Source organism: Stenotrophomonas sp. SMYL41, from assembly GCF_036319965.1.
Classification (GTDB): Bacteria; Pseudomonadota; Gammaproteobacteria; order Xanthomonadales; family Xanthomonadaceae; genus Stenotrophomonas; species Stenotrophomonas maltophilia_R.
Genome location: NZ_JAWIRX010000015.1, coordinates 1 through 16,254, shown reverse-complemented (window position 1 = coordinate 16,254; position 16,254 = coordinate 1). Strand labels below are relative to the sequence as shown.

The 16,254-nt window shown below is 66.7% G+C and carries 19 protein-coding genes and 4 tRNA genes; 12 read left to right on the top strand and 11 right to left on the bottom strand.

Annotation, left to right across the window (positions count from 1 at the left end; all coding sequences use genetic code 11):
• Positions 1-15: 15 nt before the first annotated feature.
• The 8 genes from pgi to pcnB all read right to left on the bottom strand — a co-directional run bounded on the left by pgi (position 16) and on the right by pcnB (position 5,986).
• Positions 16-1,530, bottom strand: a complete 1,515-nt coding sequence (gene pgi / locus V3B30_RS16430) for a glucose-6-phosphate isomerase (protein WP_262083926.1) — start codon at positions 1,528-1,530, stop codon at positions 16-18.
• A complete protein-coding gene (panD, locus tag V3B30_RS16425; protein ID WP_006432456.1) occupies positions 1,527-1,907 on the bottom strand; it encodes an aspartate 1-decarboxylase in 381 nt (126 codons plus the stop codon). The genes pgi and panD overlap by 4 nt, the downstream gene beginning before the upstream one ends.
• Before the next feature lie 87 nt (positions 1,908-1,994).
• Positions 1,995-2,135, bottom strand: a complete 141-nt coding sequence (locus V3B30_RS16420) for a hypothetical protein (RefSeq protein ID WP_262083927.1) — start codon at positions 2,133-2,135, stop codon at positions 1,995-1,997.
• Positions 2,132-2,365, bottom strand: coding sequence for a hypothetical protein (locus tag V3B30_RS16415; RefSeq protein ID WP_262083928.1), 234 nt, complete (start codon positions 2,363-2,365; stop codon positions 2,132-2,134). The genes V3B30_RS16420 and V3B30_RS16415 overlap by 4 nt, the downstream gene beginning before the upstream one ends.
• A gap of 66 nt (positions 2,366-2,431) precedes the next feature.
• Complete coding sequence (panC, locus tag V3B30_RS16410) at positions 2,432-3,271, bottom strand: pantoate--beta-alanine ligase (protein WP_087922225.1); 840 nt, start codon at positions 3,269-3,271, stop codon at positions 2,432-2,434.
• Positions 3,268-4,083: a 3-methyl-2-oxobutanoate hydroxymethyltransferase gene (panB, locus tag V3B30_RS16405; protein ID WP_004153072.1), complete on the bottom strand. Its 816-nt coding sequence runs from the start codon at positions 4,081-4,083 to the stop codon at positions 3,268-3,270. Before panB ends, panC begins: the two co-directional genes overlap by 4 nt.
• A gap of 34 nt (positions 4,084-4,117) precedes the next feature.
• Positions 4,118-4,603 (bottom strand): 2-amino-4-hydroxy-6-hydroxymethyldihydropteridine diphosphokinase, encoded by a 486-nt coding sequence (gene folK / locus V3B30_RS16400; protein ID WP_100471950.1) that lies wholly within the window; start codon positions 4,601-4,603, stop codon positions 4,118-4,120.
• 3 nt (positions 4,604-4,606) lie between these two features.
• Positions 4,607-5,986, bottom strand: coding sequence for a polynucleotide adenylyltransferase PcnB (gene pcnB, locus V3B30_RS16395; protein WP_262083952.1), 1,380 nt, complete (start codon positions 5,984-5,986; stop codon positions 4,607-4,609).
• 52 nt (positions 5,987-6,038) lie between these two features.
• Between pcnB and V3B30_RS16390 the strand changes: the two genes are divergently transcribed.
• Positions 6,039-6,113 (top strand) — tRNA-Glu (locus V3B30_RS16390).
• 280 nt (positions 6,114-6,393) lie between these two features.
• Here the strand turns inward: V3B30_RS16390 and V3B30_RS16385 are convergent.
• Positions 6,394-7,818 carry a sugar porter family MFS transporter gene (locus V3B30_RS16385; protein ID WP_100471948.1) on the bottom strand — a complete coding sequence of 475 codons (1,425 nt, stop codon included), beginning with the start codon at positions 7,816-7,818 and terminating at the stop codon, positions 6,394-6,396.
• Positions 7,819-8,006: 188 nt separating this feature from the next.
• Between V3B30_RS16385 and fdxA the strand changes: the two genes are divergently transcribed.
• A complete protein-coding gene (fdxA, locus tag V3B30_RS16380; protein ID WP_005409054.1) occupies positions 8,007-8,330 on the top strand; it encodes a ferredoxin FdxA in 324 nt (107 codons plus the stop codon).
• Positions 8,331-8,449: 119 nt separating this feature from the next.
• On the opposite strand, the gene V3B30_RS16375 is transcribed toward fdxA, so the two are convergent.
• Positions 8,450-8,965, bottom strand: a complete 516-nt coding sequence (locus V3B30_RS16375; protein ID WP_100471947.1) for a hypothetical protein — start codon at positions 8,963-8,965, stop codon at positions 8,450-8,452.
• A 32-nt stretch (positions 8,966-8,997) separates the two neighbouring features.
• Positions 8,998-9,891: a 4-hydroxy-tetrahydrodipicolinate synthase gene (gene dapA, locus V3B30_RS16370; RefSeq protein ID WP_100471946.1), complete on the bottom strand. Its 894-nt coding sequence runs from the start codon at positions 9,889-9,891 to the stop codon at positions 8,998-9,000.
• Between the two features lie 163 nt (positions 9,892-10,054).
• Here dapA and V3B30_RS16365 point away from each other — a divergent pair, with 163 nt between their 5' ends.
• The 10 genes from V3B30_RS16365 to V3B30_RS16320 all read left to right on the top strand — a co-directional run bounded on the left by V3B30_RS16365 (position 10,055) and on the right by V3B30_RS16320 (position 15,974).
• Positions 10,055-10,615 (top strand): glycine cleavage system protein R, encoded by a 561-nt coding sequence (locus V3B30_RS16365; RefSeq protein ID WP_005409051.1) that lies wholly within the window; start codon positions 10,055-10,057, stop codon positions 10,613-10,615.
• Positions 10,616-10,706: 91 nt separating this feature from the next.
• Entirely contained in the window at positions 10,707-11,186 is a 480-nt protein-coding gene (locus V3B30_RS16360) for a peroxiredoxin (protein ID WP_100471945.1), read from the top strand.
• Between the two features lie 84 nt (positions 11,187-11,270).
• Positions 11,271-12,671 (top strand): PhoH family protein, encoded by a 1,401-nt coding sequence (locus tag V3B30_RS16355; protein ID WP_014646742.1) that lies wholly within the window; start codon positions 11,271-11,273, stop codon positions 12,669-12,671.
• Complete coding sequence (locus tag V3B30_RS16350) at positions 12,668-13,174, top strand: hypothetical protein (RefSeq protein WP_262083929.1); 507 nt, start codon at positions 12,668-12,670, stop codon at positions 13,172-13,174. Before V3B30_RS16355 ends, V3B30_RS16350 begins: the two co-directional genes overlap by 4 nt.
• A 12-nt stretch (positions 13,175-13,186) precedes the next feature.
• A complete protein-coding gene (locus V3B30_RS16345; protein WP_049447181.1) occupies positions 13,187-13,855 on the top strand; it encodes a YoaK family protein in 669 nt (222 codons plus the stop codon).
• Between the two features lie 64 nt (positions 13,856-13,919).
• Entirely contained in the window at positions 13,920-14,729 is an 810-nt protein-coding gene (gene thiD / locus V3B30_RS16340; RefSeq protein ID WP_262083930.1) for a bifunctional hydroxymethylpyrimidine kinase/phosphomethylpyrimidine kinase, read from the top strand.
• Positions 14,726-15,652: an alpha/beta fold hydrolase gene (locus V3B30_RS16335; RefSeq protein ID WP_262083931.1), complete on the top strand. Its 927-nt coding sequence runs from the start codon at positions 14,726-14,728 to the stop codon at positions 15,650-15,652. The genes thiD and V3B30_RS16335 overlap by 4 nt, the downstream gene beginning before the upstream one ends.
• A tRNA-Arg gene (locus V3B30_RS16330) sits at positions 15,643-15,719 on the top strand. Before V3B30_RS16335 ends, V3B30_RS16330 begins: the two co-directional genes overlap by 10 nt.
• A gap of 69 nt (positions 15,720-15,788) precedes the next feature.
• Positions 15,789-15,865: transfer RNA gene (locus V3B30_RS16325), tRNA-Arg, on the top strand.
• 32 nt (positions 15,866-15,897) lie between these two features.
• Positions 15,898-15,974, top strand: a tRNA-Arg gene (locus V3B30_RS16320).
• The last annotated feature ends 280 nt before the right edge of the window (positions 15,975-16,254 follow it).

The following is a 16,254-nucleotide window of genomic DNA, read 5'->3' as shown; positions in this document are numbered from 1 at the left end:
GCCGGCACCAGAACCTCAGCCCTTCAGCTGCGCCAGGATCTCACGGGTCATCGGATCGGCAATCGCCACATCCTCGCCCTGCAGCGCCGGCAACAGGCCACTGGCCAGCTGCTTGCCCAGCTCGACACCGAACTGGTCGAACGCGTTGATGTTCCAGATCACCGACTGCACGTACACGGCATGTTCGTACATGGCGATCAGCGCACCCAGTGCCTGCGGGGTCAGCGCGTCGAGCAGGATCAGCGTGCTCGGGCGGCCGCCGGGGTAATCACGGTGCGGATCATCGCTGCTCTGGCCATTGGCCAGCGCCTCGGTCTGCGCCAGCAGGTTGGCCAGCAGCGCCTGGTGATTGACGGTGTAGGGATCGTCGTTGTGCACGCAGCCGATGAAGTCGGCCGGAACGATGCTGGTGCCCTGGTGCAGCGCCTGGAAGAAACTGTGCTGCACGTCGGTGCCCGCCCCGCCCCACCACACCGGCACGGTGTCGGTGGTGACCGGCTGGCCATCGCGCTGCACGCGCTTGCCCAGGCTCTCCATCACCAGCTGCTGCAGGTAGGCCGGCAGCAGCGCCAGGCGCTGGTCGTAGGTCATCACCGCGTGCGTGGCATGGCCCAGCAGGTTGCGGTTCCAGATGTCGGTCAGGCCATGCAGTACCGGCAGGTTGCGCTCCAGCGGCGCATCCAGCGCGTGCGCATCCATCTGCGCCGCGCCTTCCAGCAGTTGTTCAAAACGCTCGAAGCCGATCGCCAGCGCGATCGGGAAACCGACCGCCGACCACAACGAATAACGACCGCCGACCCAGTCCCACATCGGCAGTACGCGATCGGCGGCAATCGCGAAGGCCTTGCCGGCGCGTTCCGGATTGGCACTGACCGCGTACAGGCGCTCGCTGCCGCCCAGCCAATCGTGCAGGATCTGGCCGTTGAGCAGGGTTTCCTGGGTACCGAAGGTCTTGGAAATCAGGATACCGGCCGTCTTCGTCGGATCCAGCGTGGCCAGCGTGCGCTGCATGGCGGCGCCGTCCACGTTCGACACGAAATGCACGCGCAGGCGTGCACCGGTGACCGGACGCAGCGCATCGGCGACCAGGCGCGGGCCGAGGTCGGAACCACCGATGCCGACGCTGACCACATCGGTCACGCCACTGTCTTCCAGCGCGCGCACCAGCACGCCCATGCGCTGGCGGATTTCGCGCGCGGTTGCATAGGCCTCGGCCGCCACCGGTGCGTCCACCACGTCGCCACGCAGCGCGGTATGCAGCGCGGCGCGGCCTTCGGTCAGATTGACCTGCTCGCCGCGGAACAAGCGCATGATCGCACCGCCGACGTCACGCTCCGCAGCCAGCGCCAGCAACGCCTGCAACGCCGCGGCATCGTATTTCTGCCGGGCGAAATTGACATACAACGGACCGACCCGCAGCGCCAGGCCCTGGACGCGGCCGGGTTCGGCGGCGAGCAGGCTGGGAATGCTTGCGCCCTTCAGGCGCTGGGCGTGGGAATGCAGCGAGTCGAATCCGTTGTTCGTTGTCATGCGGCCTGGGTCGGGATCGTGTCGTTGGTGTGGGTGATCTGGTTGTTGCCATCAACGTACACCAGCTTCGGCTTGAAGCTGTCAGCTTCCTGCTCGGTCATGCTGGCGAACGCGGCGATGATGATGATGTCACCGACCTGCACGTGGCGCGCGGCGCCACCATTGAGCGAGACAACACCGCTGCCGGCTTCGGCGCGGATGGCGTAGGTCGAGAAACGCGCACCATTGGTCACGTCCCAGATGTGCACCTGCTCGAACTCGCGGATGCCAGTGGCAGCCAGCAGGTTGTCATCGATGGCGATCGAGCCTTCGTAGTTCAGCTCGGAATGGGTGACGGTGGCGCGGTGGATCTTGGTCTTGAGCAGGGACAGGTGCATGGGGGCGCTGCAACGGCAAAGGAAAGAGCGGATTCTAGCACCCGCTTGGCCGTCATCAGGGGGCTGCAGCAGGACGCTGAAGGCCGTTCAGGCGCGTGCGCCCGGCAGCACCGGCGGCGCTGGGCCAGCGATGCCTGCCAGCGATAGGCGGAACACCGCATGGAACGCCCAGCCGGCCACCGCACCGAAACCGCCTGCGGCCAGCACTGACAGGCCGTAGCTGATCACATCGAAAGTGTCGACGTAGCGCAGGCGCGCAGCAGCGGGCCGCCGTCGTCACCCGGCCAGGTGCAGGCCGCCATGGCCAGCCCGCCCAGGCCGAACCCCACAAGGACGAAACCGACCCGGCGCAGGCGCTGCTGAGACTGCAGGATCAGCGCCATCGGCAACAGCACGGCAATGGCATTGCAGACCGACGCCTGGGCAAGGCGGGCGGCGTCAGTGGCGGAGGGCACCATGTCCAGTCTCCCGTCCGTGGGATGGTGAGAGGCGCCGCATGCGGGCGCCCCGGAGCCGCATGCGGCTCAGAACTCCAGGTTGTCGATCAGGCGGGTGGTGCCCAGGCGCGCGGCAATCAGCGCCACGCGGCCACCGCCGTCGAAGGTCGGCTCGGCCAGTTCCGGCGTGCGCAGCACGGCATAGTCGACCTGGAAACCAGCGGCCTGCAGCGCAGCGGTGGCATCGGCCTCGATGCGCTCGCGCGCCTGCCCGGCGACGTAGCCCTCGCGCATGCCCAGCAGCGTGCGGTGGATGGTGGTCGCGACCGGGCGCTGTTCGGCGCTCAGGTACTGGTTGCGCGAACTCTTGGCCAGGCCATCCTCGTCCCGCACGATCTCCGCACCGACGATCTGGATCGGGAACGACAACTCGGCCACCATCTGCTTGATCACGGCAAGCTGCTGGTAGTCCTTGCGGCCGAATACGGCCACGTCCGGCTGCACCTGCAGGAACAGGCGCGCCACCACCGTGCACACGCCATCGAAGTGACCCGGACGGCTGGCGCCTTCCAGCACTTCACTGACACCCGGCGCGTGCATGCGCGTGGTCCTGTCCACGCCCAGCGGATACATCGCCTCCACGCTGGGTAGCCACACGGCATCGCAGCCGACCTGCTCCAGCCCGGCCACGTCGGCCTCGGGCGTGCGCGGGTAGCGGCTGAAATCCTCGTTGGGGCCGAACTGGGTGGGGTTGACGAAGATGCTCGCTACCACCTTGTCCGCGTACTGGCGGGCCAGGGTCACCAGCGAATGGTGACCCCCATGCAGGTTGCCCATGGTCGGCACCAGCGCCACGCGCAGGCCCTCGCGCTTCCACTGGGCGATCTGCTCGCGCAGTGCGCCGAGTTCGTTGAAGGTCTGGATCATTGGGCGTAGGCGTGCTGTTCGTCGGGGAAGCTGCCGTCGCGCACCGCGTCGGCATAGGCGCGGGTGGCACCGGCCACCGAACCGCCTTCGGCAAGGAAATCCTTGACGAACTTGGGACGGCGATGGCCGCTGTCCAGGCCCAGGAAATCATGCAGCACCAGCACCTGGCCATCGCACTGCGGGCCGGCACCGATGCCGATGGTCGGCACATCGACCGCGGCGGTCACTTCGGCGGCGACCGGGGTCGGCACGCATTCGAGCACCATGATGCTGGCGCCGGCGGCGGCCACGGCCCTGGCGTCCTCCACCAGCTGGCGCGCGGCATCGCCACGGCCCTGGATCTTGAAGCCCCCCAGGCGCAGCACCGATTGCGGGGTCAGGCCCAGATGCGCGCAGACAGGAATCTCGCGCTCGACCAGGTAGCGGATGATGTCGACCTTGAAGCCGGCACCTTCGATCTTGACCATCTCGGCACCGGCCTGCAGCAGCTGCAGCGAGGCATCCAGCGCGCGCTCCGGGGTGGCATCGGCGCCGAACGGCAGGTCGGCCACCAGCAGCGCACGCTGCAGCACGCGGGCCACGGCGCGGGTGTGGTAGACCATGTCGGCCACGGTCACCGGCAGGGTCGAATCATGGCCCTGCACCACCATGCCCAGCGAATCGCCGATCAGGATCAGGTCGACGCCGTTGGCATCGAAGGTGCGGGCGAAGCCGGCGTCGTAGGCGGTCAACATGACCAGCTTCTGGCCATTGCGCTTGGCCTCGGCCAGGGCGGGAACGGTCCAGGGCTTGCTGTCTGCGTGGGTGCTCATGTGCTGATAACCGGGGGAGATAACCCGGGCATTATCACCCTATCGGCGCGATCCCGCAGGCATCGACCCGCATCACTGCATCCTGCACGCGTCCATGGCCAGGAATTGTCAGTTCCGGCGCGATTTCAGCCAGCGGCACCAGCACGAAGGCACGCTCGTGCAGGTACGGATGCGGCACCCGCAGCCCGGGCTGGTCAAGTTCCTGCGTGCCATACAGCAACAGGTCCAGGTCCAGCGCGCGCGGGCCCCAGTGCACCGCCGGATCGCGCACGCGGCCGAAGCGCTGCTCCAACGCCAGCATGGCCTGCAACAGCTCATCGGCCTGCAAGGTGGTTTCGACCGATGCCACCGCGTTGACGAACGGCGGCTGGTCTTCATTGCCCCAGGCCGGCGTGGCATACAGGCGCGACGCCTGGTGCAGACGGGTCGAAGGCAGGCCGTCGAGCGCGGCAATCGCCGCGCCGACGGTGGCGGCCGCGTCGCCGAGGTTGGCGCCGAGGCCGATCCAGGCAAGGGTCATTGCTTACTCGCCCGTTGCACCGGCCGGGGCACCCGGGCGACGGCGGCGGCGGCGGCGCTTGCGCGGCGCCCCGCTCTCGTCTTCGCCATCTTCGCCGTGCATCGCATCCAGCGACGACTCCAGCTCGCGACCGGACTGTGCCTGCGCTTCGCGCCAGAACTCGACATCGGCGGCGTGTTCGGACGAGGCCACCTGGCGCAGGCTGAGGAAATCGAACGCGGCGCGGAAGCGCGGATGGGTCAGGGTGCGGAACACGCGCTTGCGCTGGCGCGAACTGAAGCGCGACTGCAGCAGCCAGATTTCCTGCATCGGCAGCGAGAAGCGGCGCGGCAGCGCGATGGTGCTGAGCTGCTGCACGGTGACGCGGTCGGCGGCGCGGCGCTGCGCTTCTTCCGGTGCCACGCCCTGCTTGAGCAGGGTCGCCTGAGCACGGCAGAACGCCGGCCACAGCAGCAGCGCGAACAGGAACGCCGGCGAGACCGGTTCGTCGTTGGCCACCCGCGCATCGGTATTGGCCAGGCCCTCGACCAGCATGCGGCGCAACGCGCCGGTGCGGTTGGCCTTCAGCGCCCTGGCACTTTCCGGGAACAGGACGTCGAGCAGGCCGTAGCGCTCCAGGCCTTCGAAGCTGGCCACACCGTGCCCGGACAGGAACAGCTTGAGCACTTCCTCGAACAGGCGTGCCGGCGCAGCTTCGTTGAGCAGGCCGGCCAGATGCGGGATCGGCGCGGCGGTGCCCTCTTCGATCTGGAAGCCAAGCTTGGCCGCCAGGCGCACCGCACGCAGCATGCGCACCGGATCCTCGCGGTAACGCTGCTCGGGATCACCGATCAGCTTCATCAGGCGCGCCTGCACGTCCTCGAAGCCACCGGTGTAGTCGCGCACCGAGAAGTCCTCGATGGCGTAGTACAGGGCGTTGCAGGTGAAGTCGCGGCGGATGGCGTCGTCTTCGATGGTGCCGTACACGTTGTCGCGCACGAGCATGCCGTTTTCCATCTCGCGGTCGCCGCTGCCGTCATCGCTGTTGGCACGGAAGGTGGCGACTTCGATGACCTCGCGGCCGAAGACAACGTGGGCGAGGCGGAACCGGCGGCCGATCAGGCGGCAGTTGCGGAACAGCTGCTTGACCTGCTCGGGCGTGGCGTCGGTGGCCACGTCGAAATCCTTGGGTTGGCCATTGACCAGCAGATCACGCACCGCGCCGCCGACAAGGTAGGCGCCGAAGCCGGCATCGCGCAGGCGATAAAGCACGCGCAGGGCGTTAGGGCTGATGTCCTTGCGGGAGATCGTGTGCTGGTCGCGCGGGATGACGCGCAGGCTGAACGGTGATGTAGCAGAGGAAATGATGTTGGCGCTTCCGGTTGAAGTTTCGGGATTGCCCAATGGCATCGAGGTGCATATACTAGCGCTCCTGCCTCGGCAGCGACACAGTTACGCTCCCTTCGTCTAGTGGTTAGGACGTGGCCCTCTCAAGGCTAAAACAGGGGTTCGAGTCCCCTAGGGAGCGCCAGTCGCCGCAGCAGGAACCGAAAAAGCCCGCCTTGTGCGGGCTTTTCTGTTTTCCGGGGTTTGCATTGGCATCGGTCGGCCTGGTCGCAGCAGCGCCTTCCTGTTCCTGCGTGGGAGGGGGCGGGCCACCCTGGCCTGGGCACGCAAAAGCCCATCCATGCTGCTCCATGGCGCCATCCTTGGCGCCGTAAGCCCCCTTGGATGGGCTTGCGACGTGTCCTGGATCGGCTGGCCCGCCGCCTCCCCACGAAGAAAGGAGGCGCAGACACACAGGCCGGCCGTCAGCCTTCCATCTGCTCCAGCTCCTTGCCCTTGGTCTCGCGTACGTAGCGCACCACGAAGAAGATCGAGAGGATCGCCGCGACCGTGTAGATGCCATAGGCGCCCGCGAGGCCGATGCCGGCCAGCAGCATCGGGAAGGTCACGGTGATCGCGAAGTTCGAGGTCCATTGCGCGGCACCCGCCACCGCCAGCGCCGGGCCACGGATCTGGTTGGGGAACATCTCGCCCAGCATGACCCACATCACCGGGCCCCAGGACATGTTGAAGAACACCACGTAGACGTTGGCCGCGACCAGCGCCAACCGCCCCATGCCATCGGACAGCTGCAGGCGGCCGTCGGCCAGGCTGCCACTGGCAAAGGCGACCACCATCAGCACCAGCGCCACCGACATGCCGACTGAGCCGACCCACAGCAGCGGCTTGCGCCCGATGCGATCGATCAACAGTACGGTCAGCAGGCAGGCGCCGATGCTCAGCGCGCCGGACAGCACATTGATCAGCAGCGCGTCGCCTTCAGAGAAGCCCACCGCCTGCCACAGCACCGCGCCGTAGTAGAACACCACGTTGATGCCGACCAGCTGCTGGAACATGGCCAGGCCGATGCCCACCCACAGGATCGGGCGCAGCCTGCCGCTGACCGTGTCGCGCAGATCACTGAAGCGCGGCTTGTGCTGGTCCCGGGCCAGGCTGGCTTCGATTTCGGCCTGCTTGGCCGTCGCTGCGGCCTCGCCGTACAGCCGCACCAGCACCGCCCTCGCCTGCCCCTGCCGTCCCTTCAACACCAGGAAACGCGGGCTTTCCGGGATCACCAGCAACAAGAGCAGGAACAGCGCCGACGGCAGCGCCTGCATCCAGAACATCCAGCGCCAGGCCTCATGGCCCAGCCATAGCGGCTCGGTAGACGCCCCGGCGGCACGGGCCAGCAGGTAATTGCTGAGGAAGGCGGCGAACAGGCCGCAGATGATCGCCATCTGCTGCACTGTGGCCAGCCGTCCGCGATACCGCGCCGAGGCAACTTCGGCGATGTAGGCCGGCGACATCACACTGGCCGCACCCACCGCGAAGCCGCCGAGCACGCGTGCGGCGATGAACAGCCACGAGGCGTGAGCGGCGCCGGCGCCCAGCGCCGAGACCAGGAACATCAATGCCGAAGCGATCAGCACACCGCGACGGCCCAGGCGATCGCCCAGCCAGCCGGCGAGGAAGGCACCGATCGCGCAGCCCAGCAGCATCGACGCGACTTCAAAACCGAGCGCTGCCTCGCTGGAGTTGAACGCCTGGCGCAGGCCATCGACCGTGCCATTGATGACACCACTGTCGAAGCCGAACAGGAATCCACCAAGGGTGGCCACACAGCTGACCAGAACAATGAACACCGTGTTTTCACCGCCGCGAGAGACGGTACCGGGCTGGGCTTGGGACATGGATGATCCTGCTGGGAAGGGAGCCCGGCCATCAGGACCGGTTACCCCGCAGCGTCGCACAGGCCCTGCCGTGCCGCCAATGACGGCACGGCCGCGCCTGCCAGACGCCCGATTTCCGCCCCGCGCCGACACCGGGGGCCAACCTGTTCTAGAATTGGCGGGTTCAGGAATCGATCCACCCCCAGCCCATGCCCTTTGTCGTCACCGAAAACTGCATCAAGTGCAAACACACCGATTGCGTGGAAGTGTGCCCCGTGGATTGCTTCCACGAAGGCCCGAACTTCCTGGTGATCGACCCGGATGAGTGCATCGACTGCACCCTCTGCGAGCCGGAGTGCCCGGTCAATGCGATCTTCCCGGAGGACGATGTGCCCGCCGGCCAGGAAGGCTTCGTCGCCCTCAATGCCGAGCTGGCGAAGGAATGGCCGGTGCTGACCGTGCGCAAGGACCCACCCGCCGACGCCGGCGAATGGGACGGCAAGCCGGACAAGCTGAAGCTGCTGGAGCGCTGAGAGGCACCTGCTGTGGCAACGGAAAAGGGCGCCATCGGCGCCCTTTTCTGTTTTCGGCAGGTGCCAACCTTGGTTGGCACAGAAGCGCCGACAAAGGTCGGCCTCTACCCGACCGGTCCTTACTGGGCCAGCTTCGCCTTCAGCGCGGCGATCAGCTTCACCGGCGCTTCGGCGGTGGCCGGCAGGCCACGCGGGTCGACCGCGGAGATGTAGGCACCGGCATCAACAGCGACCACGCGAACCAGGAAGTTGCTGCCTTCGTAGGCCACATCGTACGAGCCCAGCAGCTGAGCACGACTGGCGATGGTCACGCCCGCAATGCCTTCCAGCGCGGTACCCACCTTGGCAAAGGCTTCATCCTTGCCACCGGCAATGGTGAAACCGGTGTTGCCCGCCGCCGGCGCTGCAGCAACCGGGGCTGCCGGCTTGGTGGCCGAAGCCAGTGTCGGCACCTTGTTGTCGGTGGTGGCGTTGGGCAGGTTCAGGTCCGGCGGCACTTCCAGCGGACGCATTTCCGGGGCCAGAGCGTAGTCGCCCTTGACGCCGCGCTTGAAGCAGCCGGTGGTACCGGCGGCGACGGCCACGGCAAGCAGGGCGCAGGACAGCACGCGGACGGTGGAAACGGATTGACGCATGTGAATCTCCTGGGTCAGACCAAGACGGAAGGTCAGTGGCTGGAAAGGGCTTCGAGGGCGGCGATGTCGCCGGCAAGATGGTCGGCCGCCGGATGATGTGCCGCCGACAGCGGCAGCAGCGGCAGGCGCAGGTCATGACCGATGCCGATGCGGCGCAGCAGCGCCTTGACCGGGATCGGGTTGGGTTCGACGCCACAGAAATCATGGAACGGATGCAGGCGCGCATCCCACGACTCGGTGGCTTCGTGGTCCTGCGCGGCGGCCAGTTCGCACATCCGGCGATAGGCGCCTGGAAGAACGTTGGAACCGACCGAGATCAGGCCATCGATACCGGCCCGGATCGAACGCGCGGCGGTGCCGTCGTCACCACTGAGCACCGCGAACTGCGGGCTGCGCAGCGCCAGCAGTGCCTGCACCCGGCCGGTGTCGCCCACCGCTTCCTTGATGCCGACGATGTTGGGATGGCTGGCCAGCTCGGCCACGGTCTCCGGCTGCATGTCGCAGCCGGTGCGGCCGGGCACGTTGTACAGCACGACCGGCAGCCCGCCCTGGTCGGCAACCGCGCGGTAGTGCGCGATCAGACCGGCCTGGGTCGGCCGCACGTACGGCGGAGTGACCACCAACGCGTGGCTGGCGCCAAGGACAGCGGCACGACGGGTCTGTTCGATGGTCTTGGCAGTACCGGACAGGCCGGTGCCGGCCATGACCGGAATGCGGCCGCCGATGCGTTCGACCGCGCTGGCCAGCAGCAGGTCGTACTCGGCATCGGTCAGGGTCGCCGCTTCGCCGGTCGAGCCAGCCACGACAACGCCATGGACGCCACCCTCCAGTTGCAGGTGCAGCAGGCGCTGCCAACCATCGGGATCGAGGGCGCCGTCGGCCCGGAACGGGGTCGCCAGCGCGGTGATGAGGCCTGAAAGGGACAAGGACGTGCTGCTCTTGGCTGGGAAGGGAAACGCCCGCCACGAAAGGCTGGGGGCGACCTGAATGTTACTTGCGGCGCGAAAGCACGGGCAAGTATGCTGGACACCGGTGGATCCCCGCCTCTGGCGGGCATTCAGACTAACGCATGCATTACCCGGAATCGCCTTGACCGACACCACCCCGCGCCCCGCGCCGAGCGAAAACCACCTCCTGATCAACGCCTATACGACGCATCCGGAGTCCCCCCTGCTGTCCGTCACCCGCCGCATCGCCGACAGCGGTTGCAACTTGGTGGACGCACGCCTGGCCACGGTCGGCCGCGATGTCTCGGTCACCGCCCTGGCCACCGGCTCCTGGGACTCGGTGGCCAAGCTCGAGGCGATGCTGACCCGGCTGGAACGCGAGGAAGGCCTGAAGCTGGTCTGGTACCGCACTGCCGCCAAGCAGGCGCAGTCCAACCTGCTGCCGTACATCGTTGAAGTGATCGCCGCCGACAAGCCGGGCATCCTGTTCCAGCTGGCCGATTTCTTCGACCGCCAGGGCATCACCATCGAGAACCTGCAGAGCACGCGCTACCGCGCCATGCAGACCGGTGCGGAGATGTTCAGTGCACAGGTCACCATCGGCGTGCCGGCCAACATGCACATCGCCGCGCTGCGCGACGATTTCCTTGAGTTCTGCGACCACCTGAACCTGGACGCGATCATGGACCCGATGAAGTTCTGAATGAATTACTGATTTTTCGCGCGCCTCTCACGGGCGCGTGGCGTTTCATGCAATTGTCTTGGAAAGAACCCAGGCTCGACAGAAGGACCTCATGAACAACGGCGATACCCTGGACAGCACCACCCTTTCCCTGCCACTGGCGCTGTCCGGTGGCGACCAGGCCACTCTCGGCGACTACGCCGGCCACTGGCTGGTGCTGTACTTCTACCCCAAGGACAGCACCCCGGGCTGCACCACCGAGGGCATCGACTTCAACGCGCTGCTGCCGAAGTTCAAGAAGGCCGGCGCGGTCGTGCTGGGCGTCTCGCGCGATTCGGTGAAGTCGCACGACAACTTCTGCGCCAAGCAGGGCTTCAGCTTCCCGCTGGTCAGCGATGGCGACGAAGCGCTGTGCACCGCCTTCGACGTGATCAAGATGAAGAACATGTACGGCAAGCAGGTACGTGGCATCGAACGCAGCACCTTCCTGATTTCCCCCGACAGCCGCATCGTGCAGTCCTGGCGCAAGGTCAAGGTCGCCGGCCATGCCGATGCCGTTCTCGCCGAACTGAAGGCCTCCCAGTCCAAGTGAGTCCCACTGCCTACTGTGTCTGCCATCACCCTGCCCCGCAGCAGGCCGTGGTGGTTTTTCCCTGTCCGTAACCAGGAATCGACGATGACCCGAGGCAAGCGCATCTACGTGCTGGATACCAACGTGCTGATGCACGATCCCACCGCGCTGTTCAAATTCGAGGAGCACGACGTTTACCTGCCCATGCAGGTGATCGAGGAGCTGGACAACGGCAAGAAGGGCACCTCCGAAGCGAGCCGCAACGCCCGCCAGGTGAGCCGCTTCCTCAACGAGCTGGTGCAGGCCTCCGGCCTGGACAACCTTGCCGACGGCATTCCGCTGCAGCGCCCCAATGGGCTGCAGCTGCGCGGCAAGCAGAGCGCCGGCAAGCTGCGCTTCCAGACCAGCCATTTCGACGCCGGCAAGAGCTTCGGCAAGGTGATCCCGGACAACGCCATCCTTGGCGCGATCCTGGCGCTGAAGGAAGAAACCCCGGACCTGCCGGTGGTGTTCGTTTCCAAGGACATCAACCTGCGGATCAAGGCCGCCATCGCCGGCATCGTGTCCGAGGACTACGAGAACGACCGCGCGCTGGACGATTTCAGCCTGCTCTACACCGGTGCCACCGAGCTGCCGGAAGACTTCTGGAAGCGCCACGGCGATGACCTGCGCAGCTGGAGCGACAAGGGTCGTACCCATTACGAGATCCAGGCGCAGGACGGTGAGGAGTGGTACCCGAACCAGTACGTGTACCTGCCCGGCGAAGATGAAGTCGAGCTGCGCGTCAGCCGTGTGGTCGGCGACGGCAAGGTGGTGCTGTCGCTGGTCGATGATTTCCGCCATGGCAGCCACGCCGTGTGGGGCATCAGTGCACGCAACCGCGAGCAGAACTTCGCGCTCAACGCGCTGATGGATCCGGAGATCGACTTCGTGACCCTGCTGGGTACCGCCGGTACCGGCAAGACCCTGCTGGCGCTGGCCGCCGGCCTGGCGCAGACGATGGACCAGCAGCGCTACCGCGAAATCATCATGACCCGCGCCACGGTCAGCGTCGGCGAGGACATCGGTTTCCTGCCCGGCACCGAAGAAGAGAAGATGACGCCGTGGATGGGCGCATTGACCGACAACCTGGAGGTGCTCACGCACAATCAGGAAGGCGGCACGTGGGGGCGCCAGGCTACCAACGACCTGCTTGCCAGCCGCATCAAGATCCGTTCGATGAACTTCATGCGTGGCCGCACGTTCCTGTCGCGCTACCTGATCCTGGACGAGGCACAGAACCTCACCCCGAAGCAGATGAAGACGCTGATCACCCGTGCCGGCCCAGGCACCAAGATCGTGTGCCTGGGCAACGTCGAGCAGATCGACACCCCCTACCTGACCGAGACCACCTCGGGCCTGACCTACGCGGTGGATCGCTTCAAGAACTGGCCGCATAGTGCGCATATCACCCTGCGCCGTGGCGAACGCTCGCGCCTGGCCGATTACGCTTCGGAGGTGTTGTGAACCGCTGCACCCGCCTGCTGCTGCCCACGGCTGCGATCGCGCTCGCAGCCGCCCTGGGTGCCTGCACCACCACGCGCGGCCCGGCCAGCGTGCCGACCGCCGAGCGTACCGGCCAGTCCTGGGTGGTCACCCGCCCGATCATCGCCGCGCAGGTGCTCGACACCTGCTCGCGGCCCAGCCCCGGCCGCCAGGCCGGGCGGGTCAGCGGCTACTGGGCGCCCAGCCGGCAGCAGGTCGACCAACTGGAAGCGAAACTGTCTTCGCTGGAAGCCCAGGTGCCGAAGGTGCTCGACTTTGACCGCCAGTACGTCGGTATCGAAAGCGCCGGCCAGCGGCTGATCTACATCAACGCCTTCCATCTACCCGACGACAGCGGCATCAATCCAGCACGGGAAGCGATCCGCGTCTGCGATGGCGGCACGCAGTTCTGGGGCGCGGTGTTCGACCCGGCCAGCAACACCTTCAGCGAGCTGCAGTTCAACGGCGGCTTCGGCGGGCCCTGAGGGGCCCCGCCGATGGGAATACGCCTGCCCACCTGGGTCTGGATCGGCGCGGTCGCGCTCTCGTGCGTGGCCGGCATGGTCAACGTGGTCGGCTTCCTCGGTTTCGAGCACCAGGCGGTCAGCCACATGACCGGCAGTACCAGCCAGCTCGGCATGGCACTGGCGCAGGGGGACTGGCGCGCGGTCGGCCACCTGTGGGGCCTGCTGATCGCGTTCTCGCTGGGCGCGATGCTCAGCGGCCTGCTGATCCAGGACAGCACCCTGCAGCTGGGCCGCCGCTACGGCGTGGCGCTGGCGCTGGAATCGGCATTGTTGCTGGTGGCCATTCCGCTGTTCGAACGGCACCAGATCTGGGGCGCACTGGCCGCCGCCATGGCCTGCGGCCTGCAGAATGCGATGGCCACCACCTTCAGCGGCGCGGTGGTGCGCACCACCCACCTCAGCGGCATGTTCACCGATCTCGGCATCGGCCTGGGCCACCTGCTGCGCGGACTGCCGCTGCAGGTCCGACGACTGACCCTCAGCGGCCTGATCATCAGCGGCTTCCTCGCCGGCGGCATGATCGGTGCCTGGCTGTTCATGCGCTGGCAGTACGACGCCCTGCTCGCCCCGGCCCTGCTGACCGGCCTGACCGGGCTGGGCTATGTGCTGTACCAGCAATGGGCGCGTTGGCGGCATTGAATCAAGGACATCCACGCATGGCGTGGATCTACCTTCCCCAGCGGGACCACGGCACAATCGCTGGATGAGCCCGACCACTCCCGTCTCCGCCCTCACCATCGCCGGCTCCGACTCCGGCGGCGGCGCAGGCATCCAGGCCGACCTGAAGGCGTTTGCAGCACATCGCGTGCACGGCCTCTCCGCGATCGCCGCGCTGACTGCACAGAACACCCGAGGCGTCATCGCAGTGCATGTGCCGCCGATCGATTTCCTGCGCGCGCAACTGGACGCCTGCTTCGACGACTTCGACATCCACGCGGTGAAGCTCGGCATGCTGGCCAACGCCGAGGTGATCAACACCGTCGCCGACGTCCTGGAGCGCCATCGTCCGCCGCACGTGGTGCTGGACCCGGTGATGGTCGCCACCAGCGGCGCACGCCTGCTGGAAGACAGCGCCCTGCAGGCGATGCGCGAGCGCCTGATCCCGCTGGCCACGCTGATCACCCCGAACACGCCGGAAGCAGAGCTGCTGGTTGGACGGAAGATCGGCAACGGCGATGACGCGGAGCGCGCCGCTTCCGCCCTGCTCGACCTGGGCGCCGGTGCGGTGCTGCTGAAAGGTGGCCATCTGCAGGAAGGCAACCGTGTGATCGACCGCTACTTCGACGGCGTCAGCAGCGAAGAATTCATCCACGCCCGCCTGCCACTGGATGCACATGGCACCGGCTGCACGCTGGCCTCGGCCATCGCCGCGCAGCTGTGCAACGGCCTGAGCCTGGCCAACGCCTGCGAAGCCGGCATCGACTATGTTGCACGCGGCCTGCAGCAGGGCTATGCCCCCGGCCGCAGCGAGGTGCTGGTGCTCGATCACTTCGGCGCGGCACCGCACGCATGAGCCTGGCACCGACCCTCCTTGCCGTGCAGTGCGACGATGGCCATCGCTACGAAGTGATCGCGTGCGTGCCTGCACAGCCCATCGCGCGCCTGCTGTGGCTGCCGGCGCTGGGCGTGGCCGCGCGCCACTACCTGCCGCTGGCGCTGGCGCTGGCGGCGAAAGGCGTGGCGGTGTACCTGCATGAGTGGCGGGGCAATGGCAGCAGCTCGCTACGCCCATCGCGCATGCAGGACTGGGGCTATCGCGAAGTACTCGAACAGGATCTGCCGGCCAGCCAGGCGGTCCTTGCCGCGGCGGATGATGAGGCGGGCGCCCTGCCCTGGATCATCGGTGGCCACAGCCTCGGCGGTCAGCTGGCCTGCGTGCATGCCGGCCGCAATGCGCAGCATTTCAACCGGCTGTGGCTGGCGGCCAGCGGCTCACCGTTCTGGCGCGGCTTCCCGCCACCGCGCGGCTGGCTGCTGCCGCTGGTCTACCGCTTCCTGCCGTGGATCGCGCAGCGCCAGGGCGTGCTGCATGGTCGGCGCCTCGGCTTCGGTGGCACCGAAGCGCGCGGACTGATCGCCGACTGGGCGCGCGTGGGCCTGAACAATCACTACACCGCAGTCGGAATGGACGAAGACCTCGATGCGCAGATGGCGCGCGTGCATGGCAGCGCGCAGGCGGTGCTGATGGAGCACGACTGGTTGGCACCGACCGGATCGATGCAGACGTTGCTGGCGAAGCTGCCGAATGTGGACGCGCAGCTGCGCGTGCTGTCCGCGCAGGAACTGGGCACGCGCGCGGATCATTTCGCCTGGCTGAAGGCCCCGGACGCCGTGGCTGACAGTTTTTTCATTCAGTTGGATGAAAATTTTCACAAAACTGTTGACGATGCGCGCCGACATCCGCATAATTCCGCTCCTGTCGCAGGGCGCCCGTAGCTCAGTTGGATAGAGTACCTGGCTACGAACCAGGCGGTCGGGAGTTCGAATCTCTCCGGGCGCACCACTCGACAGGTTTCCAGCATCCGCCGCTGGGAATGCAGTAAAATTTGGCAACACGTTGATTGTGTACCGCGCGCCCGTAGCTCAGTTGGATAGAGTACCTGGCTACGAACCAGGCGGTCGGGAGTTCGAATCTCTCCGGGCGCACCATACACAGTCAGCACAACAAGTTTATGTAATTGGCGCCCGTAGCTCAGTTGGATAGAGTACCTGGCTACGAACCAGGCGGTCGGGAGTTCGAATCTCTCCGGGCGCACCATTACACCGAAACAGCAGGCCCCGGCCTGCTGTTTTTTTATGTGTGTTTTTCGGCAGGGCTGCGCCCTGCACCCGCAGATGCCTCAAGCCAAGGCAACGGCAGCAGCAAAAGCTGGCATTCCGTGGGTTGGTGGGGCGGTGTCGGAGTGCGGGGACGCCGCAAGTACGCCCCTGTAGGCTTGGCAGCCGCTTGCTCGTGTGCGCAGTCCTGCGCACACGGCAAGACCGGGGTTGGGCGTCCTGCCCAACCCGCCCGAGGCATGCCTCCGGCCCATGCGGCT